This window comes from Nonomuraea rhodomycinica (assembly GCF_013363995.1).
GTDB lineage: Bacteria > Actinomycetota > Actinomycetes > Streptosporangiales > Streptosporangiaceae > Nonomuraea > Nonomuraea rhodomycinica.
The window spans coordinates 222,161-238,045 of sequence record NZ_JABWGO010000009.1; the positions used below are offsets into that span (position 1 = coordinate 222,161).

Genomic DNA, 15,885 nt, shown 5'->3' on the forward strand with positions numbered 1-15,885 from the left:
TCCTGGGGCTCCCAAGGGCTTCCAGGGGCTCGTACGGGTGACGGGCGGTCACGGGGAGGTGCAGGTGGCGACGGGAGTGGCCGCGGTGCCGTTCGCGGTGAAGCCGAACGTGGTGGACGCGCCCGCCGCGACGGAGCCGTTGTAGGGGGCGTTGCGAACCGTCACCGCGGAGCCGGAGCCGCTCTGCGTGCCGTTCCACAGGCTGCTGATGCTCTGGCCGCCGGGCCAGGTCCACTTCACGGTCCAGCCGTCCACCGGCGCGCTGCCCGCCCGGACCGTCACCGTCGACTGGAACCCGCCCTGCCAGCTGTTGACCGTCTCGATCGTCGCCGAACACGCGCCCGGAACCGGAGTCGGGGTGGGAGTCGGGGTCGGGGTGGGTGACGGTGGCGGCGTGCTCTCGAACTGGGTGAAGAACTTCCACACCTCACCCGGGACCCAGGTGGAGCCGCTGTCACCGGGAGCGCCGTCCTGCGGTGCGGCGATGTGCCCCTCGTCGAACGCCGCCCAGACGACCGGATGTCCCGCCGAACACCCCGAGTAGGCGGTGATCCGGTGCGTCAGCGTGCCCTGCGCCGGCTCGGGCGGGTTCTGGGCGGCGCAGTTGTTGTTCCTGACGAACCTGTCGCGCAGCGACCGTCCGCCGGAGATCCCGAGCACCCCGTCCCGGACGCCGTGGATCCCCATGTACGCGATGGGCTGGGCGCCGCCGGCGCACCCGCTGAGCTGCCCGCCGGACTGGACCGCGACCGCGCGGAAGACGTTCGCCCGGGCGCACGCCAGCGCGTACGACATGGCGCCGCCGTAGCTGAAACCCGTGGCGAACAGCTGCGTCGAGTCGACGCACAGAGCTCCCTCGATCTGCCTGACCATGTCGTCGACGAAGGTCAGGTCCTCGCCGCCCGAGTTGCCCCAGCCGTTGTTGAGACCCTGGGGGGCGACGAAGATCGTGCTGTTGTTCGCCAGGCGCAGGAGCCCGTAGTAGGCCCAGACGTCGCGTTGCACGGTCTGCCCCGTGGCCACGTCGGTGGCGGTGCCGCCCAGCCAGTGGAAGCCGAAGACCAGCCGGTAGGGGTGGTTCCTGTCGTAGGTGTCGGGGACCCGCAGGATGTAGCTGCGGTTCTTGCCGCTGCTCTGGATCGTGTGGGTGCCGCTGGCCAGCCCCGGGGCCCTGCCGCATCCGGCGGTCGGGGCGAGGGCGCCGGCCGTACGGGTGAGGGGCCCGCCTGCGCTGGTGCTCAACGCCGGACCACCCGTGGCCAGGACGGCGAGCATCGCCGCCGCTGTGGCGGTGATCGCCGCTAAGACGGTGAGGAGACTACGTCTGGACATCGTGCGACCCTCTCTGCCGATGGGGGACATGAGAGTGAGCGTCATGGGAGGGAGCGGTGATCAGACCTGGCGGATGCGCGGCCCGATCCGTCTCGGGACGCGTCACGGCCGGCAACCCCCGCCGCTCACCACCGACTCCGGCAGGAGGCCGCTCCGGGCTCAGTGTGGAAACCCCGGCGAAACCTGTCAAGGCGCCTCCGGGCACGTTTCCACGAAGCGAACGGGCCGGACCTTCGCTGTCCTGCGGCGATGGACGCGTCGCCTTTCGAAAGTTTCCGATCTCCCGCTCCACAGGGCCTTTTCACCCAGTACGCGGCGGATCGTTACCGCGACCGCGACCTGAAACTTTCATCACCAGGGCCTCGTCCGCGACCTGGACCGGGCCTGGTGGGAACGGCCGACCGGCGGACCGAGGACCGGCATGGCCGGGAGCCCGCCCTTGACGGGACTGCCTCGCGTCGTATTTGCTCCGCGGCACACCACCAAGCACCGACGGAAGGGGATCGGCCGGACACCACGTTGTTAACGCTCACAACCTGCCTCACCACCACCGCATCGGCTTTCGGCGAGGCCGCTAACGGTGGCTGCGGTGCGCGGTCTCCGGGCCGACCACCCGCAGCAGCTCCAGCGCCTCGAACGTCTTCGACCCCGGCGGCGGCGTGTAGACGAGCAGGCGCTGGTCCTCGGCGGGGGCGAGCAGCGCCTCGCAGTCGAACTCCATGTCGCCGATGGCCGGGTGCCGCACGCGCTTGCGGCTGCTGCGCCGTACCGCCACCTCGTGCAGCTCCCACAGCCGTACGAACTCGTCGCTGGCCGCGCGCAGCCGCTCGACCAGCTCGGTCGCGGCGACGTCGTTGCCGCGCCTGACCACGGCCGCGCGCAGGTCCGCCACATGCATCCGGGAGTAGGCCGGATGCTCCTCCTCCGGGTACGACTCGCGCACGAACGGGTCGGTGAACCAGCGCCAGGGGATGTTGCGGTCGGGCTCCTCGATCGTGCAGTGGCAGCCGAACAACGCCTCGGCCATCGCGTTCTGCGACAGCACGTCGCCCAGGTCGCTCACCAGTTGCGCGGGCGTCTCCACCAGCCGGTCCAGCAGGAACAGCAGGCTGGGCTTGACGTACTCGCCCGCGCGCGGCCCGGCCGGCGGCCGGTGTCCGGCCAGCAGGTAGAGGTGGTCGCGTTCGTCGCGGGTCAGCCGCAGCGCCCGCGCCAGCGCGGCCAGCAGCTGCGTCGACGGCTGCGGGCTGCGCGCCTGCTCCAGCCGCATCAGGTAGTCGGCTGACATGCCCGCGAGCTGGCTCACCTCCTCCCGCCGCAGTCCAGGAGTACGGCGGCGCGGCCCGGAAGGCAGCCCCACCTCCCCGGGCAGCAGCCGCTCCCGTGAGCGGCGCAGGAAGTCGGCGAGCTCCTCACGATTCATCCCCCCATCCTGCAATATCCCGAAATATCGCAGCCTAGGAGTGCTTGTCCTAGGGAGCCCGGTCCGCTCCACAACGGCCGCCCCGCTTGGCACGGTGGACGCCATGACGACGAAGAACCTGACCGTTGACGGAGCCCGCATCGCCTACCGCACCCTCGGCACCGGACCCGCGCTGGTGCTCGTCCACGGCACCGGGCCCGGCTCCGTGACCTGGGACGGCATCGCCGAGCGCCTCGCCGACCGCAACACCGTGATCCTGCCCGACCTCGGCGGCAGCGACGTGGCGCAGGACGACGGCGGACCGCTGACCCTGGAGGCGCTGACGCGGCAGCTCGCCGCGGTGATCGAGGACTGCGGGCAGGCGCCGGTGAACCTGGTCGGCCACTCCCTGGGCGCCGTGGTCGTCCTGTCGCTGGCGGCCACCCGGCCGGAGCTGGTGCGCACGCTCGTGCCGGTGTCGGGGCTGGCGCACACGGAGGACGAGTACGTGCGCAACACGTTGCGGCTCTGGCTGGACCTGGCCGACGACCCGGAGCTCTTCGCGCGGTTCGCGATGCTCGCGGCGTTCAGCCGCCGCCACCTCAACGAGATCGGCCGGGACGCCGTCGAGGAGCTCGCCAGGGCCTTCCGCGCCCACCCCGACCGCATCCGGCAGATCGACCTCGTCCTCCGGGTGGACATCCGCCGGCTGCTGCCCCAGATCAAGGCGCCCACGCTGGTCATCGGCACCACCCAGGACGCGCTGGTCCCGGCGGAGAACTCCCGCGAGATCCACGCCGCCATCCCCGGCAGCTCCTACGCCGAGCTGGACTCCGGCCACGTCTCCCGCGTCGAACGCCCCGACGACCTGATCAAGCTCGTCCGGGACTTCGCCGCCTAGGAGGCGAGGGGTGTCAGCGGCGCGAGGCCTGCTCCTGCTCCCAGCGCCGGAGCAGGCCGGGCAGTTCCCGCAGCAGGAAGTCGTAGAAGTCGCGCATCCGGGCGAGGCGTTCGCGCGCCGGGTCGTCGGCCGCCGTGGTCGCGATGCCGGCGTCGGCGGCCTGCAGCATGATGTGGACCACGGTGTTCTGGGTGGAGAAGAGGGTGGGCCAGGCGTCGTCGCGCAGGCGGTAGTGCTCGCGGCGGCTGCCGGGGGCGGGCAGGCGTTCGATCAGCCCGACCGACAGCAGCGCCTTGACCGCGCCGGACACCGAGCCCGCGCTGACGCCGAGCCGGTCGGCGATGTCGCCCATGGTGACCGTCTCGGCGTCGGTGAACAGGAACACCGCCAGGGCTCGCGCCGACATCCGCTGGAGCCCGCCCTCGGTCAGTGCCAGCGCCAGCCGCTCCGCCGCCTGCCATCGCTCCTGCTGCTCACCCATCCGCCACCTCCGCACAGCAGGATAGCGACACCCCGAAGTCTTCAGAAATTTCTGAAATGTCGCTATATTGCTGTCACTCGACTCCTTCGGGAGGCGACGGTGTGCCGGGAAGCCTGGTCGGCGAGCGAGAAACCCCTGATCAGGAGCCCCCGATGAAGGTCCTCATCCTCACCCACGGCACCCGCGGTGACGTGCAGCCCTACGCCGCCCTCGCCCTGGCGCTCGAACGGGCCGGGCACGAGCCGGTCCTCGGCGCCCCGGCCGCGATGGCCTCACTCGCCGAGCCGTACGGCATCCCCTACGCCCCGCTGCACGACGGGCCCAACACGCTGATCGACGACCCGGAGATCCGCCAGGCCATCGAGACCAACTACCGCGGCCTGCGCGGCAAGGGGATCGCCCTGCGGGTGATGCGCCGCAGCAAGCCGCTCATGGCCAAGGTTCTGGACGACATGGCGGCCGCCGCCGAGCACGGGGCCGACCTGGTCGTGCACGCGCCCGGAATGCCCGGCCAGCACGTCGCCGAACGGCTCGGCGTCCCCGCGGTGCCGGCCGCGCTCCAGCCGGTGTGGGTGCCCACCGGGGCCTTCCGCAACCCGATGCTGCCGCTGCCCCTGCCCAGAGCGCTGAACCGGGCCTCCTACCTGCCGATCAAGCTGATGCTGCGCTCCTTCGGCGGCATCGCCGACGACCTGCGGAAACGACGGCTCGGCCTGCCCCGGCGGCGCGGGCGGCACGACATCCTGCGCCGGCCCGACGGCCGTCCCGCCACCGTGCTGCAGGGCTTCAGCGTGCACGTGCTGCCCGCGGGGCTCGACTATCCCGCGTGGGTGCACACCACCGGGTTCTGGTACCTGCCCGCCCCCGAGGCGTGGACGCCGTCGGCGGAGCTGCAGGTGTTCCTGGCCGACGGGCCGCCGCCGGTCTACCTGGGATTCGGCAGCATGGCCGGCACCGACCCGCGGCGCGTCGGCCGGATCGTGCGCGAGGCGATCCGGCTGGCCGGGGTGCGGGCGGTGCTGGCGTCCGGATGGGGCGGCCTCCAGCTCGACGACCTGCCGGACGACGTCCTGCTGCTCGACCAGGCGCCGCACGACTGGCTGTTCCCGAGGACGGCGGCCGTCGTCCACCACGGCGGCGCGGGCACCACCGCCGCCGCGCTGGCCGCCGGGCGTCCTCAGGTGGTGTGCCCCTTCGTCGCCGACCAGCCGTTCTGGGCGGCCCGCATGCACGCCGCCGGCGTCGCGCCGCGACCGCAGCCGCAGCGTCGCCTGACCCCCGAGGGGCTGGCCGCCGCCATCACCCTGGCGACCGGCGACGCCGGCATGGGCCACCGCGCCCGGTCCCTCGGCGAGCGGGTCAGGGCCGAGGACGGCGCCCGGCGGGCTGTGGGGATCCTCGAATCCCTGTGATCGGCGCCGGCGACCCCGGCGTGGGCGTGCGAGGTCACATGAGGTAACGCAGCCACAGGTACGGGGCGACCAGGACGACGGTGACGGCGGTGACGATCAACCCGTACCTGGTGAACTGCCAGAAGCTGATCGGGGTGCCGTTGCGGGCGGCGATGCCGAGCACGACCACGTTGGCCGCGGCGCCGACCGCGGTGGCGTTGCCGCCCAGGTCGGCGCCGAACGCCAGCGCCCACCACAGCGCCCGGTCGCCCCCGCCGGCGTGGGCGAGCTGCTCCACGATGGGGCTCATGGTGGCGACGTAGGGGATGTTGTCCACGACGGCCGACAGGCCGGCCGAGACGCCGAGCAGCCCCATCGTGGTCAGCTCGGGCCGTCCGGCGGTCGCGGCGACGGCGGCCTCCGACAGGGCGCCGATGACACCGGTCTCGACCAGGGCGCCGACCATGACGAACAGGCCGGCGAAGAACACCAGCGTCGGCCACTCCACCTCGGCGAGGGCCTGCTCGGTGCTCACCCTGGTCGCCGCCACCAGCACGCCGGCGCCCAGCACGGCGACCACCGACGGCTCGTAGTGCAGCACCGGATGCAGCACGAACGCGGCCATCACCAGGGCGAGCACGGTCAGCGCCTGCCACAGCAGCCTGTGGTCGGCGATGGCCTCCCGCTCGTTCAGCGCCATGATCTGCTCGGCGCGTTCGGGGTCGTAGCGGAACGACCGGCCGAACATCAGGTAGCACAGCCCGACGAACACCACCATCAGGACGACGATCATCGGGGCCATGTGGACGAGGAAGTCGTTGAAGCTCAAGCCCGCACGGCTGGCGATGATGATGTTGGGCGGGTCGCCCACCAGGGTGGCGGCGCCCCCGATGTTGGACGCCATCGCCTCGGCGATGAGGAAGGGCGCCGCGTTGACGGCCAGCCGTTCGCACACCAGGAACGTCACCGGCGCGATCAGCAACACCGTGGTGACGTTGTCGAGCAGCGCCGACGCGGCGGCGGTGATGAGCACGAGCAGCACCATCAGCCGGAACGGCCGCCCGCGGGCGCGTTTGGCGGCCCAGATGGCCAGATACTCGAAGACGCCGGTCTCCTTGAGCACCCCGACGATGATCATCATGCCGAGCAGCAGGAGGATGACGTTCCAGTCGACGCCGGTGTGCTTGGAGAAGAACGCCGCGTCGGCGCCGGTGGCGTGGATCACCAGCATGATCCCGGCGCCGCCGAGCGCGGCCGCGACCCGATGGATCTTCTCGGTGGCGATGAGCGTGTAGGCGGCCAGGAACACCGCCACGCTCACCCAGGACAGCGCGCTCACGCCGCGAGCACCGTGACGGCCGCGGAGGCGGGGACGGTCGCGGGCAGGTCAGACAGCGGTTCTTGGGCGCGCACCGGCACATCCTCGAAAGTGGAAGGACAAGGACCTGCCGACCAGACTTCCCGGCGCACCTGTGGCCAAAGTATCAAGAACCGTAGAGATCGTGCTCGTCCGCACCCGTCATACCAGCACGGGGAGAAGCGCGAGCAGCGCAGCCGACTCCACGTCATGCTGACCAGGGGGGAACCACCCTCACGGCAGGTTGGCGAAGCGCTCGACCTGGTCGGTACGGCCGGACACGATGACGACGTCGCCGTAGCCCAGCACGGTCTCCGCGGTGGCATAGGTGAACTCCTGCCCCTGGCTCTTGACCGCGACGATGGTGACGCCGTACTTCCGCCGCAGGTCGGACCGCCCGAGCGGGACGCCCACGTACTGCTTGGGCGGAGGTGTCTTGGCCAGCGCGAAGTCGTCGTCCACCTGCATGAAGTCGAGCATCCGGCCACTGATCAGATGGGCCACGCGCTCGCCCATGTCGTGCTCGGGGAAGACGACGTGGTGGACGCCGATGCGGTCGAGGATGCGTCCGTGCTGCCTGCTGACCGCCTTGGCCCAGATGTGTTCGATCTCCAGCTCCACGAGCAGCGACGCGGTGAGGATGCTCGCCTCCAGGTCGCCGCCTATCCCGACGACGGCACGGTAGAAGTCGGGCACGCCGAGCTGCCGCAGCGCCTGCATGTCGGTGCAGTCCGCGGTCGCGATGTGGGTGATCTCGCCGGACAGGCTCTGCACCACCTTGGCGCGGTTGTCGATGGCCAGTACCTCGGTGCCGCGCCGGGTCAGCTCGACGGCGAGCGAGCTGCCGAACCGCCCCAGCCCCATCACCACGACCGGATCGCTTGTCCTGTCAGCCAACGATGACCCTCTCCTCGGGGAGTTGGAAGCGGCGGGTACGATCCTTCAGCGCGAGGGCGGAGCCCAGGGTGAGCGGACCGGTCCGGCCGATGAACATGAGCAGCACGAGCAGCACCTGCCCGGCCGGGGCGATGTCCGCGGTGACACCGGTGGACAGGCCCACGGTGCCGAACGCCGAGACCGCTTCGAACAGCACCTGATCCAGGCTGTGCGGGGTGAGCGCGAGGAGCGCGTACGTGGACACGGCGACCAGCGCCACGCTGATGAGGCTGATCGAGATGGCCTGGCGCTGGGTGCTCTGCGGGAGGCTGCGGTGCCCGACGATGACCTCGCGCTCGCCGCGCAGCTCGGCCCAGATGACGAAGGCCAGCAGCCCGAACGTGGTGACCTTGATGCCGCCCGCGGTGCCGGCGCTGCCGCCGCCGATGAACATCAGCAGGTCGGTGGCCAGCCAGCTCGTGGGGTACATGCCGGCGAGGTCCAGGCTGTTGAACCCGGCCGTGCGCGGCATGACGGCGGTGAAGAACGCGGCCAGGACCTTGGCCTGGTCGTCGAGCGCGCCCAGCGTCCTCGGGTTGTCCCATTCGGTGGCCAGGAAGACCAGCGTGCCACCGACCAGCAGGATCAGGGTGACGCCGACGGTGACCCTGGTCAGGACCGACCAGCGGCCCGGCCGCCGCCATGCCCGCAGCAGTTCGAACACCACCGGGAAGCCCAGCCCGCCCACGATCACCGCGGCGGCGATGGTCAGGCAGATCCACGGGTCGGCGACGAACCGCATCAGGTTGTCCGGCCACAGCGCGAACCCGGCGTTGTTGAAGGCCGAGACCGCGTGGAAGACGCCCAGGTAGACGGCACGGCCGAACGGCTCGCCGTGGCCGAGCAGGAACCGGCCGGTGAGGACGACCGCCGCGGCCGCCTCGCACACCAGGCTGAAGACGACCACCTTACGGACCACGTGCCGGACGTCCGCCATGCTCAGCGTCTTCGTCTCGGCCTGCGCGAAGATCCTGGCCCGCAGGCCGAGACGGCCGGCCACCAGGATGGTGAACAGCGTGGCGAGCGTCATGATGCCCAGCCCGCCTACCTGGATGAGACCGGCGATCACCCATTCCCCGAACGCCGACCAGTGCGTCCCCGTGTCCACGACCACCAGCCCCGTCACGCACACCGCCGAGGTGGAGGTGAACAGCGCGGTCAGGAGCCCTGCCGCCTGGCCCGACTCGGTGGCGATCGGCGACGCCAGTAACCCGGTGCCGAGCAGGACCACCGTCGCGAACCCGACGACGATCACCTGGGCCGGGTGCTGGAAGCGGTTGAGGATGCCAGGAGCACGCCTCACGACTCGCCGCCCCGTCTGCGCAGCCGCCCGAACCAGGCCGGGACCTCACGCTCGTCGTCGAAGCCGCGCGCCACGACGATGTCGGTGGAGGAGTGCAGCAGGATGGACAGCACGATGGTGACCGCGACGAGCTGGAAGACCTGCAGGCTCGCGGCGATGCCGGAGCCCAGCACCAGCAGGCCGTACACCACCGACGCGAAGCCCTTGGGGCCGAACCAGGCCACCGCGGCCTGCTCCCGCACCGACAGGCCCGAGCCCAGGAACGACAGCCAGATCGCGACCGGCCGGGCCAGCACCAGCGCGCCGAGCGCGAACAGCCAGCCCGTCCAGCCCACCGAGCCGAGCAGCGCCGGGGTGACGAGCGCGCCGAACAGCAACAGCGCCGCCAGCTTGAACAGCTCCGCGATCAGTTCGCCGAAGTGCTCGAACGACTCGCGCTGCCGCGGGCCGAACGTGGCCACGGTGATGCCCGCCGAGAAGGCGGCCAGGAACAGGTTGCCGTGCGTGGCCTTGCCGAGGGCGAGCACGAGCAGGCCGATGGCCAGGGCGTTGAGCGGCTCGTACTGGGTGGACGCGGCGAACCAGCGCGTCTGCTCCAGCTTGATCGCCAGCCACGGCACCGCGACGCCGATCACGACGCCGACGCCGAGCTCCAGCCCCAGCTCGCCCAGGTGCAGGTCGGCAGAGCCCTGGGCGATGGCCAGGAACAGGATGACGAACGGCAGCGCCAGCCCGTCGTTGACGCCGGACTCGACGTTGAGCAACTGCCGCAGCCGGGGCGGAACCTTCTCGTTGCCGACCAGCGCGGCGGCGAACACCGGGTCGGTCGGCGCCAGGATGGCGCCCACGAGCAGCGACTCGATCCAGCCCAGCCCGGCCAGGTAGTGCGCCCCGACGGCGGTGATGACCAGCGTGAGCGGCAACCCCCACCCCAGCGCCCGGCCGGGCAGCCGCCACGCGGCGCGCAGGTCCTGCCAGCCCACCCGCATGCCGTCGCTGAACAGCACCGCGAACAACGCCAGCTCGGCCAGCGTGCCCACCAGCGGGTCGGTCGCCTTCACCGACACGACGCCCAGCACGCCGTCACCCAGGACGAACCCGGCGACCAGGAACAGCGCGGCCGTGGACAGGATCGTCCGGTGGGCGAGGCTGGACAGGAGCACGGCGAGCAGCAGCACGCATGCGAACGCCGTCAGCAGCGTGGCCAAGATGAACCTCCGGTCGATGTCCGTCCAGCGTGGAACCTTGCCGACCAGACTTCCCGGCGCACCGCGCCCCACCGTAACAGCAACTCATTGACGCGTCTTTACGCGATCCCACCATCGCGCGTTTCCAAGATCCAGTAGACGCCTTGAGCATCTTCACGTGCCGGTCTTACCGTCGTGGCCATGCGACATATCGACGACCCGGACGTGCTCAAGGTCTTGACCAGCCGATTTCGGATGAAGCTCTTCAGCCGCCTCTGCCGCATCGGCCCGATCACGGTGAGCGAGCTCGCCAGACGGATGGATGCCGACCCCGGCCAGGTCAGCTATCACCTGCGGCAGATGCAGAAGCACGGCTTGATCGAGGACGTGCCGGAGCTCGCCCGGGACAGCCGGGAACGCTGGGTCCGGGCAGCCATGGGCGGGTGGGCGTTGGTGAGAGACTTCGAAGCCCCGGAAGACAGAGCCGCGGCACAGGCGTGGACTTCACAGTGGGTGATCGACCAGTTCGAGCGGCTGCGCGACTTCGAACGCACCCACATGACGCTTCCCGAGGACTGGCGCAACGTGGCCTTCGGAGGCAGCCATCACCTGAGGCTGACCAAGGATGAGCTCGCGCAGCTCGCCGACCAGCTCTATGCCGTGTTGCAGCCGTGGCGCGTGCTGACCAAATCGCGCGTCGAATCGGGCGAGGCTCCGCCGGACACTCGCCCGATCTTCATGTTCTACCACGCATTCCCCGAAGAACCCTGAGGAGCTTTCCATGTATGTCATGCATGAGGAGTGGGGCCGGGCCTACCTCGCTGAGCAGCGAGCCGAGGCCGCACGGTTACGCATGATCCCGCCGCGCTCGCGCCGGCCTGTTCTTCTGCGCCTCCGCGGCCGGTTCGCGATCACTCTCCACCGCCTCGCCAACCGCCTCGAACCCGCCTTCCCTGACTCTTAGGACGAGCCCGATGAACGTGATGAGGTCGGCGACGACGGCGGCGGCCTGCTCGGCGATGGGCAGCAGGGAGCGGGCGTACGGCTGGACCGACGCAGACTCCTCGACTCTCGCAACGTGGCAGGCCTTCCTACGGGCGGCACGACCCGGTCCGCAATTCGGCACCGTGTCCAGGACCTCCGGCACATCGCCGTATCGCCGCTCAAGGAGCTGGGACCGACGCGGCTTCCTAGCCGGTCGACAGGGACGGGACCACGGCCCTGCCCGTGGTCCCGTCCTCTGGCGCAGGGTCAGCTGGTCAGCGTGCAGGATCGCAACGGCTGGATGACGTTCTCCGCAGCGGCGGTGCCGCAGTTCTCGATGCCGCCCGATGGGACGTTGGCGCCGACCTGGACCTGGTATCTCACCACTGCGGTCCCTCCCGGAGCCAGCACGCCGGGTGCGGCGGCGGGGCTGTTGACCGGGGCGCTGCCGGCGTAGGGGAACCCTCCACCGGCGTCGGGCACTGCCGTCCCGTTGAGGGTGGTGCTTGCTGGGACGTATTGCGTCCCGTTGGGCACCGGGTCGTGGAGAGTGGCGTTCACCGTGGCCGTCGGCCCGGTGTTGGTGGTGGTGAAGGTGTACTCCAGGATGTCGCCGGGCTTGACCTGCGTGCCCGGGGATCCGCTCGCCTTCTCGACGCTCTTGGCCGTGTTGAGGCAGGTCGGCGTCGTGAACGTCACACCGTCCAGGAAGTTGCCGGCGGTCGGGCTGCCACCGGCGGCCGACACCGAGTGGAAGGCGAACCGGGTGGTGGTCTGTCCCGGCGGGACGACGTACACGCCGGTGTAGTGACCCCAGGTGGTGTTGTCATCGGACAGGTCCGGCGAGGAGGCCCCGGTCGGGGTCTGCGGAACGGGGGCGCCGGGGGCGCCGATGAGCACCTGCATCACGTCGGTGCCGAGACGGCCGCGGTGGTACAGCGACCAGGTCATCCGTGTGCCCGGGACAGTGGGCAGGTCCTGGTAGAGCGTGGAGACGTAGTTGGCGTTGAGTTCGGCGAACTGCTGCCCGTCGGCTGACGGGCCTCCACCCGCCCCGCTCCGCCAGAACTCCAGTTTGCGGTCCGCGGCGGTGGTGTGCCAGCCGACGCCCGGGTTGGTGGAGGCGTCGGGGATGTTCCAGTCGACCGTGGCCACGGGCGGCGCCTCGAAGCTGCCGTTGACCAGGTTGACCGGTGTGTGGTCGCAGCTCGCGGTGACGGTGACCTTGGCGGTGCTGGTTCCGCAGGGCGTGGTGACGGTGTAGGTGAAGCTGTCGGTGCCGGCGAAGCTCGGGTCGGGCGTGTAGACCACCTTCCCGCCGGAGATCGTCGCGGTGCCGTGGGCGGGCTTGCCGACGCCGCTGATCGTCGGCGCGGTCGCCGTGTCGTTGGCCAGGACAGGCACGCTGACGGGTGTGCCCTGCCCGGTGGTGGCGGTGTCGTCGACGGCCTTGGTGGGCGAGATGGACTGCCCGTTGACGATCTGGATCGGCGGGGCGGGCGTGTTGCCCCCCAGCTGGCCCGGTGCGGCGATGACGCTGCTGATCCCGGTCGGCCGGATGGTCATGCTGCGCCCGGCGGTGCCCGGCTTGACCTGGAAGGTGATGACCTTCGGTGACGGGTCGGTCTTGGTACCGGTCGAGGTGATCGACAGAGTGGTGCCGCTGATGCTTCCGGTCCCCGACTCGCCGACGACAGTGGCGTTGGCCAGGAGTGACGACAGGTCCCACGTGGTGGTGTACCTGCTGACCAGCAGCGGCCACTGGGCCGTGCGGTGGGTCAGCGTGAGGGTGAAGGTGCTGCCCGGCGCGATCTGCCCGCCCCACAGGGACGGGGAGGTGACGACCGACACCGACCCGCTGCCCAGCCTCATGCCGAGCGCGTTCTTCCAGTAGTACTCGACCGGATAGTTGGCCTGCCCCTGCCGAACACAGGGTGCCACGGCGGCGCGCGTCACGGCCTGCCGCTCACCGGTGGCGGCGTTCGCGCCGGCGACGGCCGCCGTCTGAGCTCCCACCGTAGCCAGCAGCGCCAACATGGCCCCTACCGGCACGGCAATCGCGAATCTGCGTCGTGACAACAACAGTGAACCCCCGTCCGTCGTGAGGTCGCCCTCGTAGATCGACTTCACCGGGACGTTACTGTAAGTGATCACTATGTGCATTGAGGTGACGGTGCGATGTGACCTCGTGTCGCGCTAAGCATCTCTTCGGGTGAGTTCGGACCGGATCTATCGCGGAGCTATGAGCCGGTCAGCATCCGATCGTCCCGTTTTGCCCGCCGTTGCGCGGGCTGCCGCTGTCTCCCGGATGCGTGCCAAGCGCCCGACCAGAACCGTCAATCAGCCGCCATTCCTCAGCGAGATCGCGCGTCCGCGACGATGCGCCTCCCGCGCCACCGCAGTTCAGAGGTTCGCAACCCGGCCCTGAACAGTGCTGGACGGGCGTGGGCATGAGTGGTTGCGTGCCTCTGTTGCAGCACTCCTTGCAGGAAGCGTCCGCCGAGAGCCCCTCACTGTCCGAAAGAGAACCGGAGCTGAGCATTGATCAGGAAGTTGAGCCGGTGACGCAGACGGCCGATCACAGCCTGTTCCGGAGCTTCCGCAGGTGTCAGCAGTGTCCAGCGCAGTGAGCACCCGCCATCCTCGGTCGGCCGGATGTCGAACCGGATCTCGTCATCGGGCCTGTCCGGCCACAGCGACGACCAGACCACGAGTTCCGGCTCCACCGCCCGGAGGATGCGTGGCTTGACTTCGTCGCGTTTCAGATCCAGCCACTGCCGTCCGCCAGGTCGCCAAGGGTCGGTCAGGCTCTCCCACACGATGCGAGGGGGCGGCGGCTGCCTACGCTCTCGCGAACCCAACTCGATCATTTCCGCAGTCTAGAAGGCGGTCCGCACATGGTCGCTGTCCACCAGTTCGGCCCCATGAGCGAGGGCACGGTGTCGTCATCGTGGCGCCGAATCGACGACTGGCCGGCTGCGCATGCGCCGGCCGCCGCGCAGGAGGAACCCGATGACCTCGCCGCTGTGGGGGCATCCGTACCGTCAGCCGGTCTGATCACCGGATCGGACCGATCGGCGTTCCCAGGCCAGGGCCGCGACCACACCGATGGCATAGGCGACCAGGTCCCATGGGTCGGGGAACGCGCCGACCAGGACACCGCCGATGCCCGGCGGGGTCAGGCCGACTATTTGGTAGAACTCGACGGCGGCGGCGATCGCCGCCGTGGCCAGGGCACGGCGTGCGGCGGTGGTGCGCCACAACAGTCCCAAGAACGCGTAGACCAGCATGGTGGCGCTGACGTCGCTCACGTAGCCGCGGATGAACGGTTGTCCCGGGCCCCGGTAGAAGAGGACGAACGCGCCGATGGCGAGGGCGACGCCACCCAGAAGGACCATGGCGCGGCGCATGAGATTGACATCTTCTCCGAATCTCAACGATCAGGGCGAACTGATCATAGGGCTCGTCCCTCATGGCGGCATGCTGATTGCCTCAGGTCAGCGTCCGCGCGCTCACCCGGGATGACGCGCGATACGCGTTCCACGAGGAGGACATTGGCGTCCTGACGGAGAACGACGGCTCCGCGTTCGTCAGCAAGGAAGCCGGGAGAACGCGATCAAGAGGATCAACGAGCTGTTCGAGTGAGCCCGTTGCAGTACCGGTTGCAGTAAAAAGGCCCCGGAGCTTGATCGCTTCGGGGCTTTCTGCTGGTGGGGCTACCAGGACTTGAACCTGGGACCTCTTCCTTATCAGGGAAGCGCTCTAACCGACTGAGCTATAGCCCCGCGCACACCGCACCGTATCGCATCAACTTCATCGACGCGAACCGGTTGCGCGGACGAGGAAAAGCTTACCGTGTCCGCGCCGGTGCTCGCGCCGCCCCCAGACGGGCGGCGCGAGATCGCACGACTACTCGGCCTCGCTGAAGGTCACCTCGACGCCGCCCACCAGGTCGGAGGCGACGTTGTAGATGACGGCCCCCAGCGTGGCGAGGGCGGTGATGAGGACGACGTTCACCGCGCCGATCAGGGCGGTGTAGCCCAGGATGCGGACCGGCTCGAACCACGAGGCGATGTCGATGGGCAGCGCCGTCTGGCCCTGCTCGCCCTGGCCGAGCTGGTTGACCAGGTCGACGATCGAGTCGAAGACGCCCAGCGCGGACAGCACGCCGTACAGGACGGCCACCGCGACGAACAGCACCACGAAGCAGACGAGCGAGACCACGAAGCTGAACTTCATGGCCGACCACGGCTCGATGCGGCGCAGCACCAGGTGGGCCTTGCGGGGGAGGCGGGCCCCCGACGAGGACTTCTTCTTCGACGACCCCAGCTCGAGCTGCGGCGGCGCCTCCGACGTCAGCGACGGCCGGATGCCGGATCCCTTGCTGTCCTGCTCCGCCTGCCCAGGCTTGGCGCCCGCGGGAGCCGGCTTGGGCCCGCCTTGCGGGGCCGAGGAGGACGGCGGCGCGGTCGGCATCGGGTGCACGGCCGTGGCGTTGTCCTCGTCGGGCTTGTCGAAGGTCTCGGTTTCGACGGACTTCTTAGGCTTCTGCCCGTTATCCCGAGCCGCCTTCGTCCTCGCGCTGGGGCTACCACCCTGGGCGCTCATGAC

General features: G+C 70.1%; 14 protein-coding genes and 1 tRNA gene. 3 read left to right on the forward strand and 12 right to left on the reverse strand.

All coding sequences use genetic code 11. The features are described from left to right. Positions 1 to 48: 48 nt before the first annotated feature. Positions 49 to 1,332, reverse strand: a complete 1,284-nt coding sequence (locus HT134_RS31055) for a CE1 family esterase (RefSeq protein WP_217708578.1) — start codon at positions 1,330 to 1,332, stop codon at positions 49 to 51. Between the two features lie 574 nt (positions 1,333 to 1,906). After that, positions 1,907 to 2,755 (reverse strand): helix-turn-helix transcriptional regulator, encoded by an 849-nt coding sequence (locus HT134_RS31060; RefSeq protein WP_175604026.1) that lies wholly within the window; start codon positions 2,753 to 2,755, stop codon positions 1,907 to 1,909. 103 nt (positions 2,756 to 2,858) lie between these two features. Here HT134_RS31060 and HT134_RS31065 point away from each other — a divergent pair, with 103 nt between their 5' ends. Next, on the forward strand, positions 2,859 to 3,635 hold the full coding sequence (locus HT134_RS31065; protein WP_175604027.1) for an alpha/beta fold hydrolase: 777 nt from the start codon (positions 2,859 to 2,861) through the stop codon (positions 3,633 to 3,635). 13 nt (positions 3,636 to 3,648) lie between these two features. Here HT134_RS31065 and HT134_RS31070 read toward each other — a convergent pair whose 3' ends face one another. After that, complete coding sequence (locus HT134_RS31070) at positions 3,649 to 4,116, reverse strand: GbsR/MarR family transcriptional regulator (protein ID WP_175604028.1); 468 nt, start codon at positions 4,114 to 4,116, stop codon at positions 3,649 to 3,651. Positions 4,117 to 4,268: 152 nt separating this feature from the next. Between HT134_RS31070 and HT134_RS31075 the strand changes: the two genes are divergently transcribed. After that, positions 4,269 to 5,528 carry a glycosyltransferase gene (locus tag HT134_RS31075; protein WP_175604029.1) on the forward strand — a complete coding sequence of 420 codons (1,260 nt, stop codon included), beginning with the start codon at positions 4,269 to 4,271 and terminating at the stop codon, positions 5,526 to 5,528. Positions 5,529 to 5,562: 34 nt separating this feature from the next. Here HT134_RS31075 and HT134_RS31080 read toward each other — a convergent pair whose 3' ends face one another. The 4 genes from HT134_RS31080 to HT134_RS31095 all read right to left on the reverse strand — a co-directional run bounded on the left by HT134_RS31080 (position 5,563) and on the right by HT134_RS31095 (position 10,311). Continuing rightward, positions 5,563 to 6,846 (reverse strand): ArsB/NhaD family transporter, encoded by a 1,284-nt coding sequence (locus HT134_RS31080; RefSeq protein ID WP_175604030.1) that lies wholly within the window; start codon positions 6,844 to 6,846, stop codon positions 5,563 to 5,565. A gap of 252 nt (positions 6,847 to 7,098) precedes the next feature. After that, the gene (locus HT134_RS31085; RefSeq protein WP_246365896.1) at positions 7,099 to 7,761 is read right to left on the reverse strand and encodes a potassium channel family protein; all 663 of its coding nucleotides are present in this window, start codon (positions 7,759 to 7,761) and stop codon (positions 7,099 to 7,101) included. Next, positions 7,754 to 9,103 carry a TrkH family potassium uptake protein gene (locus HT134_RS31090; protein WP_312888578.1) on the reverse strand — a complete coding sequence of 450 codons (1,350 nt, stop codon included), beginning with the start codon at positions 9,101 to 9,103 and terminating at the stop codon, positions 7,754 to 7,756. The genes HT134_RS31085 and HT134_RS31090 overlap by 8 nt, the downstream gene beginning before the upstream one ends. Then, positions 9,100 to 10,311 carry a cation:proton antiporter gene (locus HT134_RS31095; protein ID WP_175604031.1) on the reverse strand — a complete coding sequence of 404 codons (1,212 nt, stop codon included), beginning with the start codon at positions 10,309 to 10,311 and terminating at the stop codon, positions 9,100 to 9,102. The genes HT134_RS31090 and HT134_RS31095 overlap by 4 nt, the downstream gene beginning before the upstream one ends. Positions 10,312 to 10,491: 180 nt before the next feature. Here HT134_RS31095 and HT134_RS31100 point away from each other — a divergent pair, with 180 nt between their 5' ends. Beyond that, the gene (locus tag HT134_RS31100; protein WP_175604032.1) at positions 10,492 to 11,061 is read left to right on the forward strand and encodes an ArsR/SmtB family transcription factor; all 570 of its coding nucleotides are present in this window, start codon (positions 10,492 to 10,494) and stop codon (positions 11,059 to 11,061) included. 480 nt (positions 11,062 to 11,541) lie between these two features. Here HT134_RS31100 and HT134_RS31105 read toward each other — a convergent pair whose 3' ends face one another. The 5 genes from HT134_RS31105 to HT134_RS31125 all read right to left on the reverse strand — a co-directional run bounded on the left by HT134_RS31105 (position 11,542) and on the right by HT134_RS31125 (position 15,882). Further along, a complete protein-coding gene (locus HT134_RS31105; RefSeq protein WP_217708579.1) occupies positions 11,542 to 13,311 on the reverse strand; it encodes an Ig-like domain-containing protein in 1,770 nt (589 codons plus the stop codon). Positions 13,312 to 13,784: 473 nt separating this feature from the next. After that, entirely contained in the window at positions 13,785 to 14,144 is a 360-nt protein-coding gene (locus HT134_RS31110; protein WP_175604034.1) for a hypothetical protein, read from the reverse strand. Between the two features lie 174 nt (positions 14,145 to 14,318). Further along, positions 14,319 to 14,672, reverse strand: a complete 354-nt coding sequence (locus HT134_RS31115; protein WP_175604035.1) for a DUF2809 domain-containing protein — start codon at positions 14,670 to 14,672, stop codon at positions 14,319 to 14,321. Between the two features lie 310 nt (positions 14,673 to 14,982). Beyond that, a tRNA-Ile gene (locus HT134_RS31120) sits at positions 14,983 to 15,059 on the reverse strand. Between the two features lie 124 nt (positions 15,060 to 15,183). Beyond that, positions 15,184 to 15,882, reverse strand: a complete 699-nt coding sequence (locus HT134_RS31125) for a DUF3566 domain-containing protein (protein ID WP_175604036.1) — start codon at positions 15,880 to 15,882, stop codon at positions 15,184 to 15,186. Positions 15,883 to 15,885: the final 3 nt, after the last annotated feature.

Excerpts from the sequence above, each read along its gene's own strand:
- HT134_RS31100 (WP_175604032.1), top strand. The coding sequence starts at position 10,492 with ATGCGACATATCGACGACCCGGACGTGCTCAAGGTCTTGACCAGCCGA.
- HT134_RS31070 (WP_175604028.1), bottom strand. The coding sequence starts at position 4,116 with ATGGGTGAGCAGCAGGAGCGATGGCAGGCGGCGGAGCGGCTGGCGCTG.
- HT134_RS31105 (WP_217708579.1), bottom strand. The coding sequence starts at position 13,311 with ATGTTGGCGCTGCTGGCTACGGTGGGAGCTCAGACGGCGGCCGTCGCC.
- HT134_RS31125 (WP_175604036.1), bottom strand. The coding sequence starts at position 15,882 with ATGAGCGCCCAGGGTGGTAGCCCCAGCGCGAGGACGAAGGCGGCTCGG.
- HT134_RS31065 (WP_175604027.1), top strand. The coding sequence starts at position 2,859 with ATGACGACGAAGAACCTGACCGTTGACGGAGCCCGCATCGCCTACCGC.
- HT134_RS31115 (WP_175604035.1), bottom strand. The coding sequence starts at position 14,672 with ATGGTCCTTCTGGGTGGCGTCGCCCTCGCCATCGGCGCGTTCGTCCTC.
- HT134_RS31110 (WP_175604034.1), bottom strand. The coding sequence starts at position 14,144 with ATGATCGAGTTGGGTTCGCGAGAGCGTAGGCAGCCGCCGCCCCCTCGC.
- HT134_RS31075 (WP_175604029.1), top strand. The coding sequence starts at position 4,269 with ATGAAGGTCCTCATCCTCACCCACGGCACCCGCGGTGACGTGCAGCCC.
- HT134_RS31055 (WP_217708578.1), bottom strand. The coding sequence starts at position 1,332 with ATGTCCAGACGTAGTCTCCTCACCGTCTTAGCGGCGATCACCGCCACA.
- HT134_RS31060 (WP_175604026.1), bottom strand. The coding sequence starts at position 2,755 with ATGAATCGTGAGGAGCTCGCCGACTTCCTGCGCCGCTCACGGGAGCGG.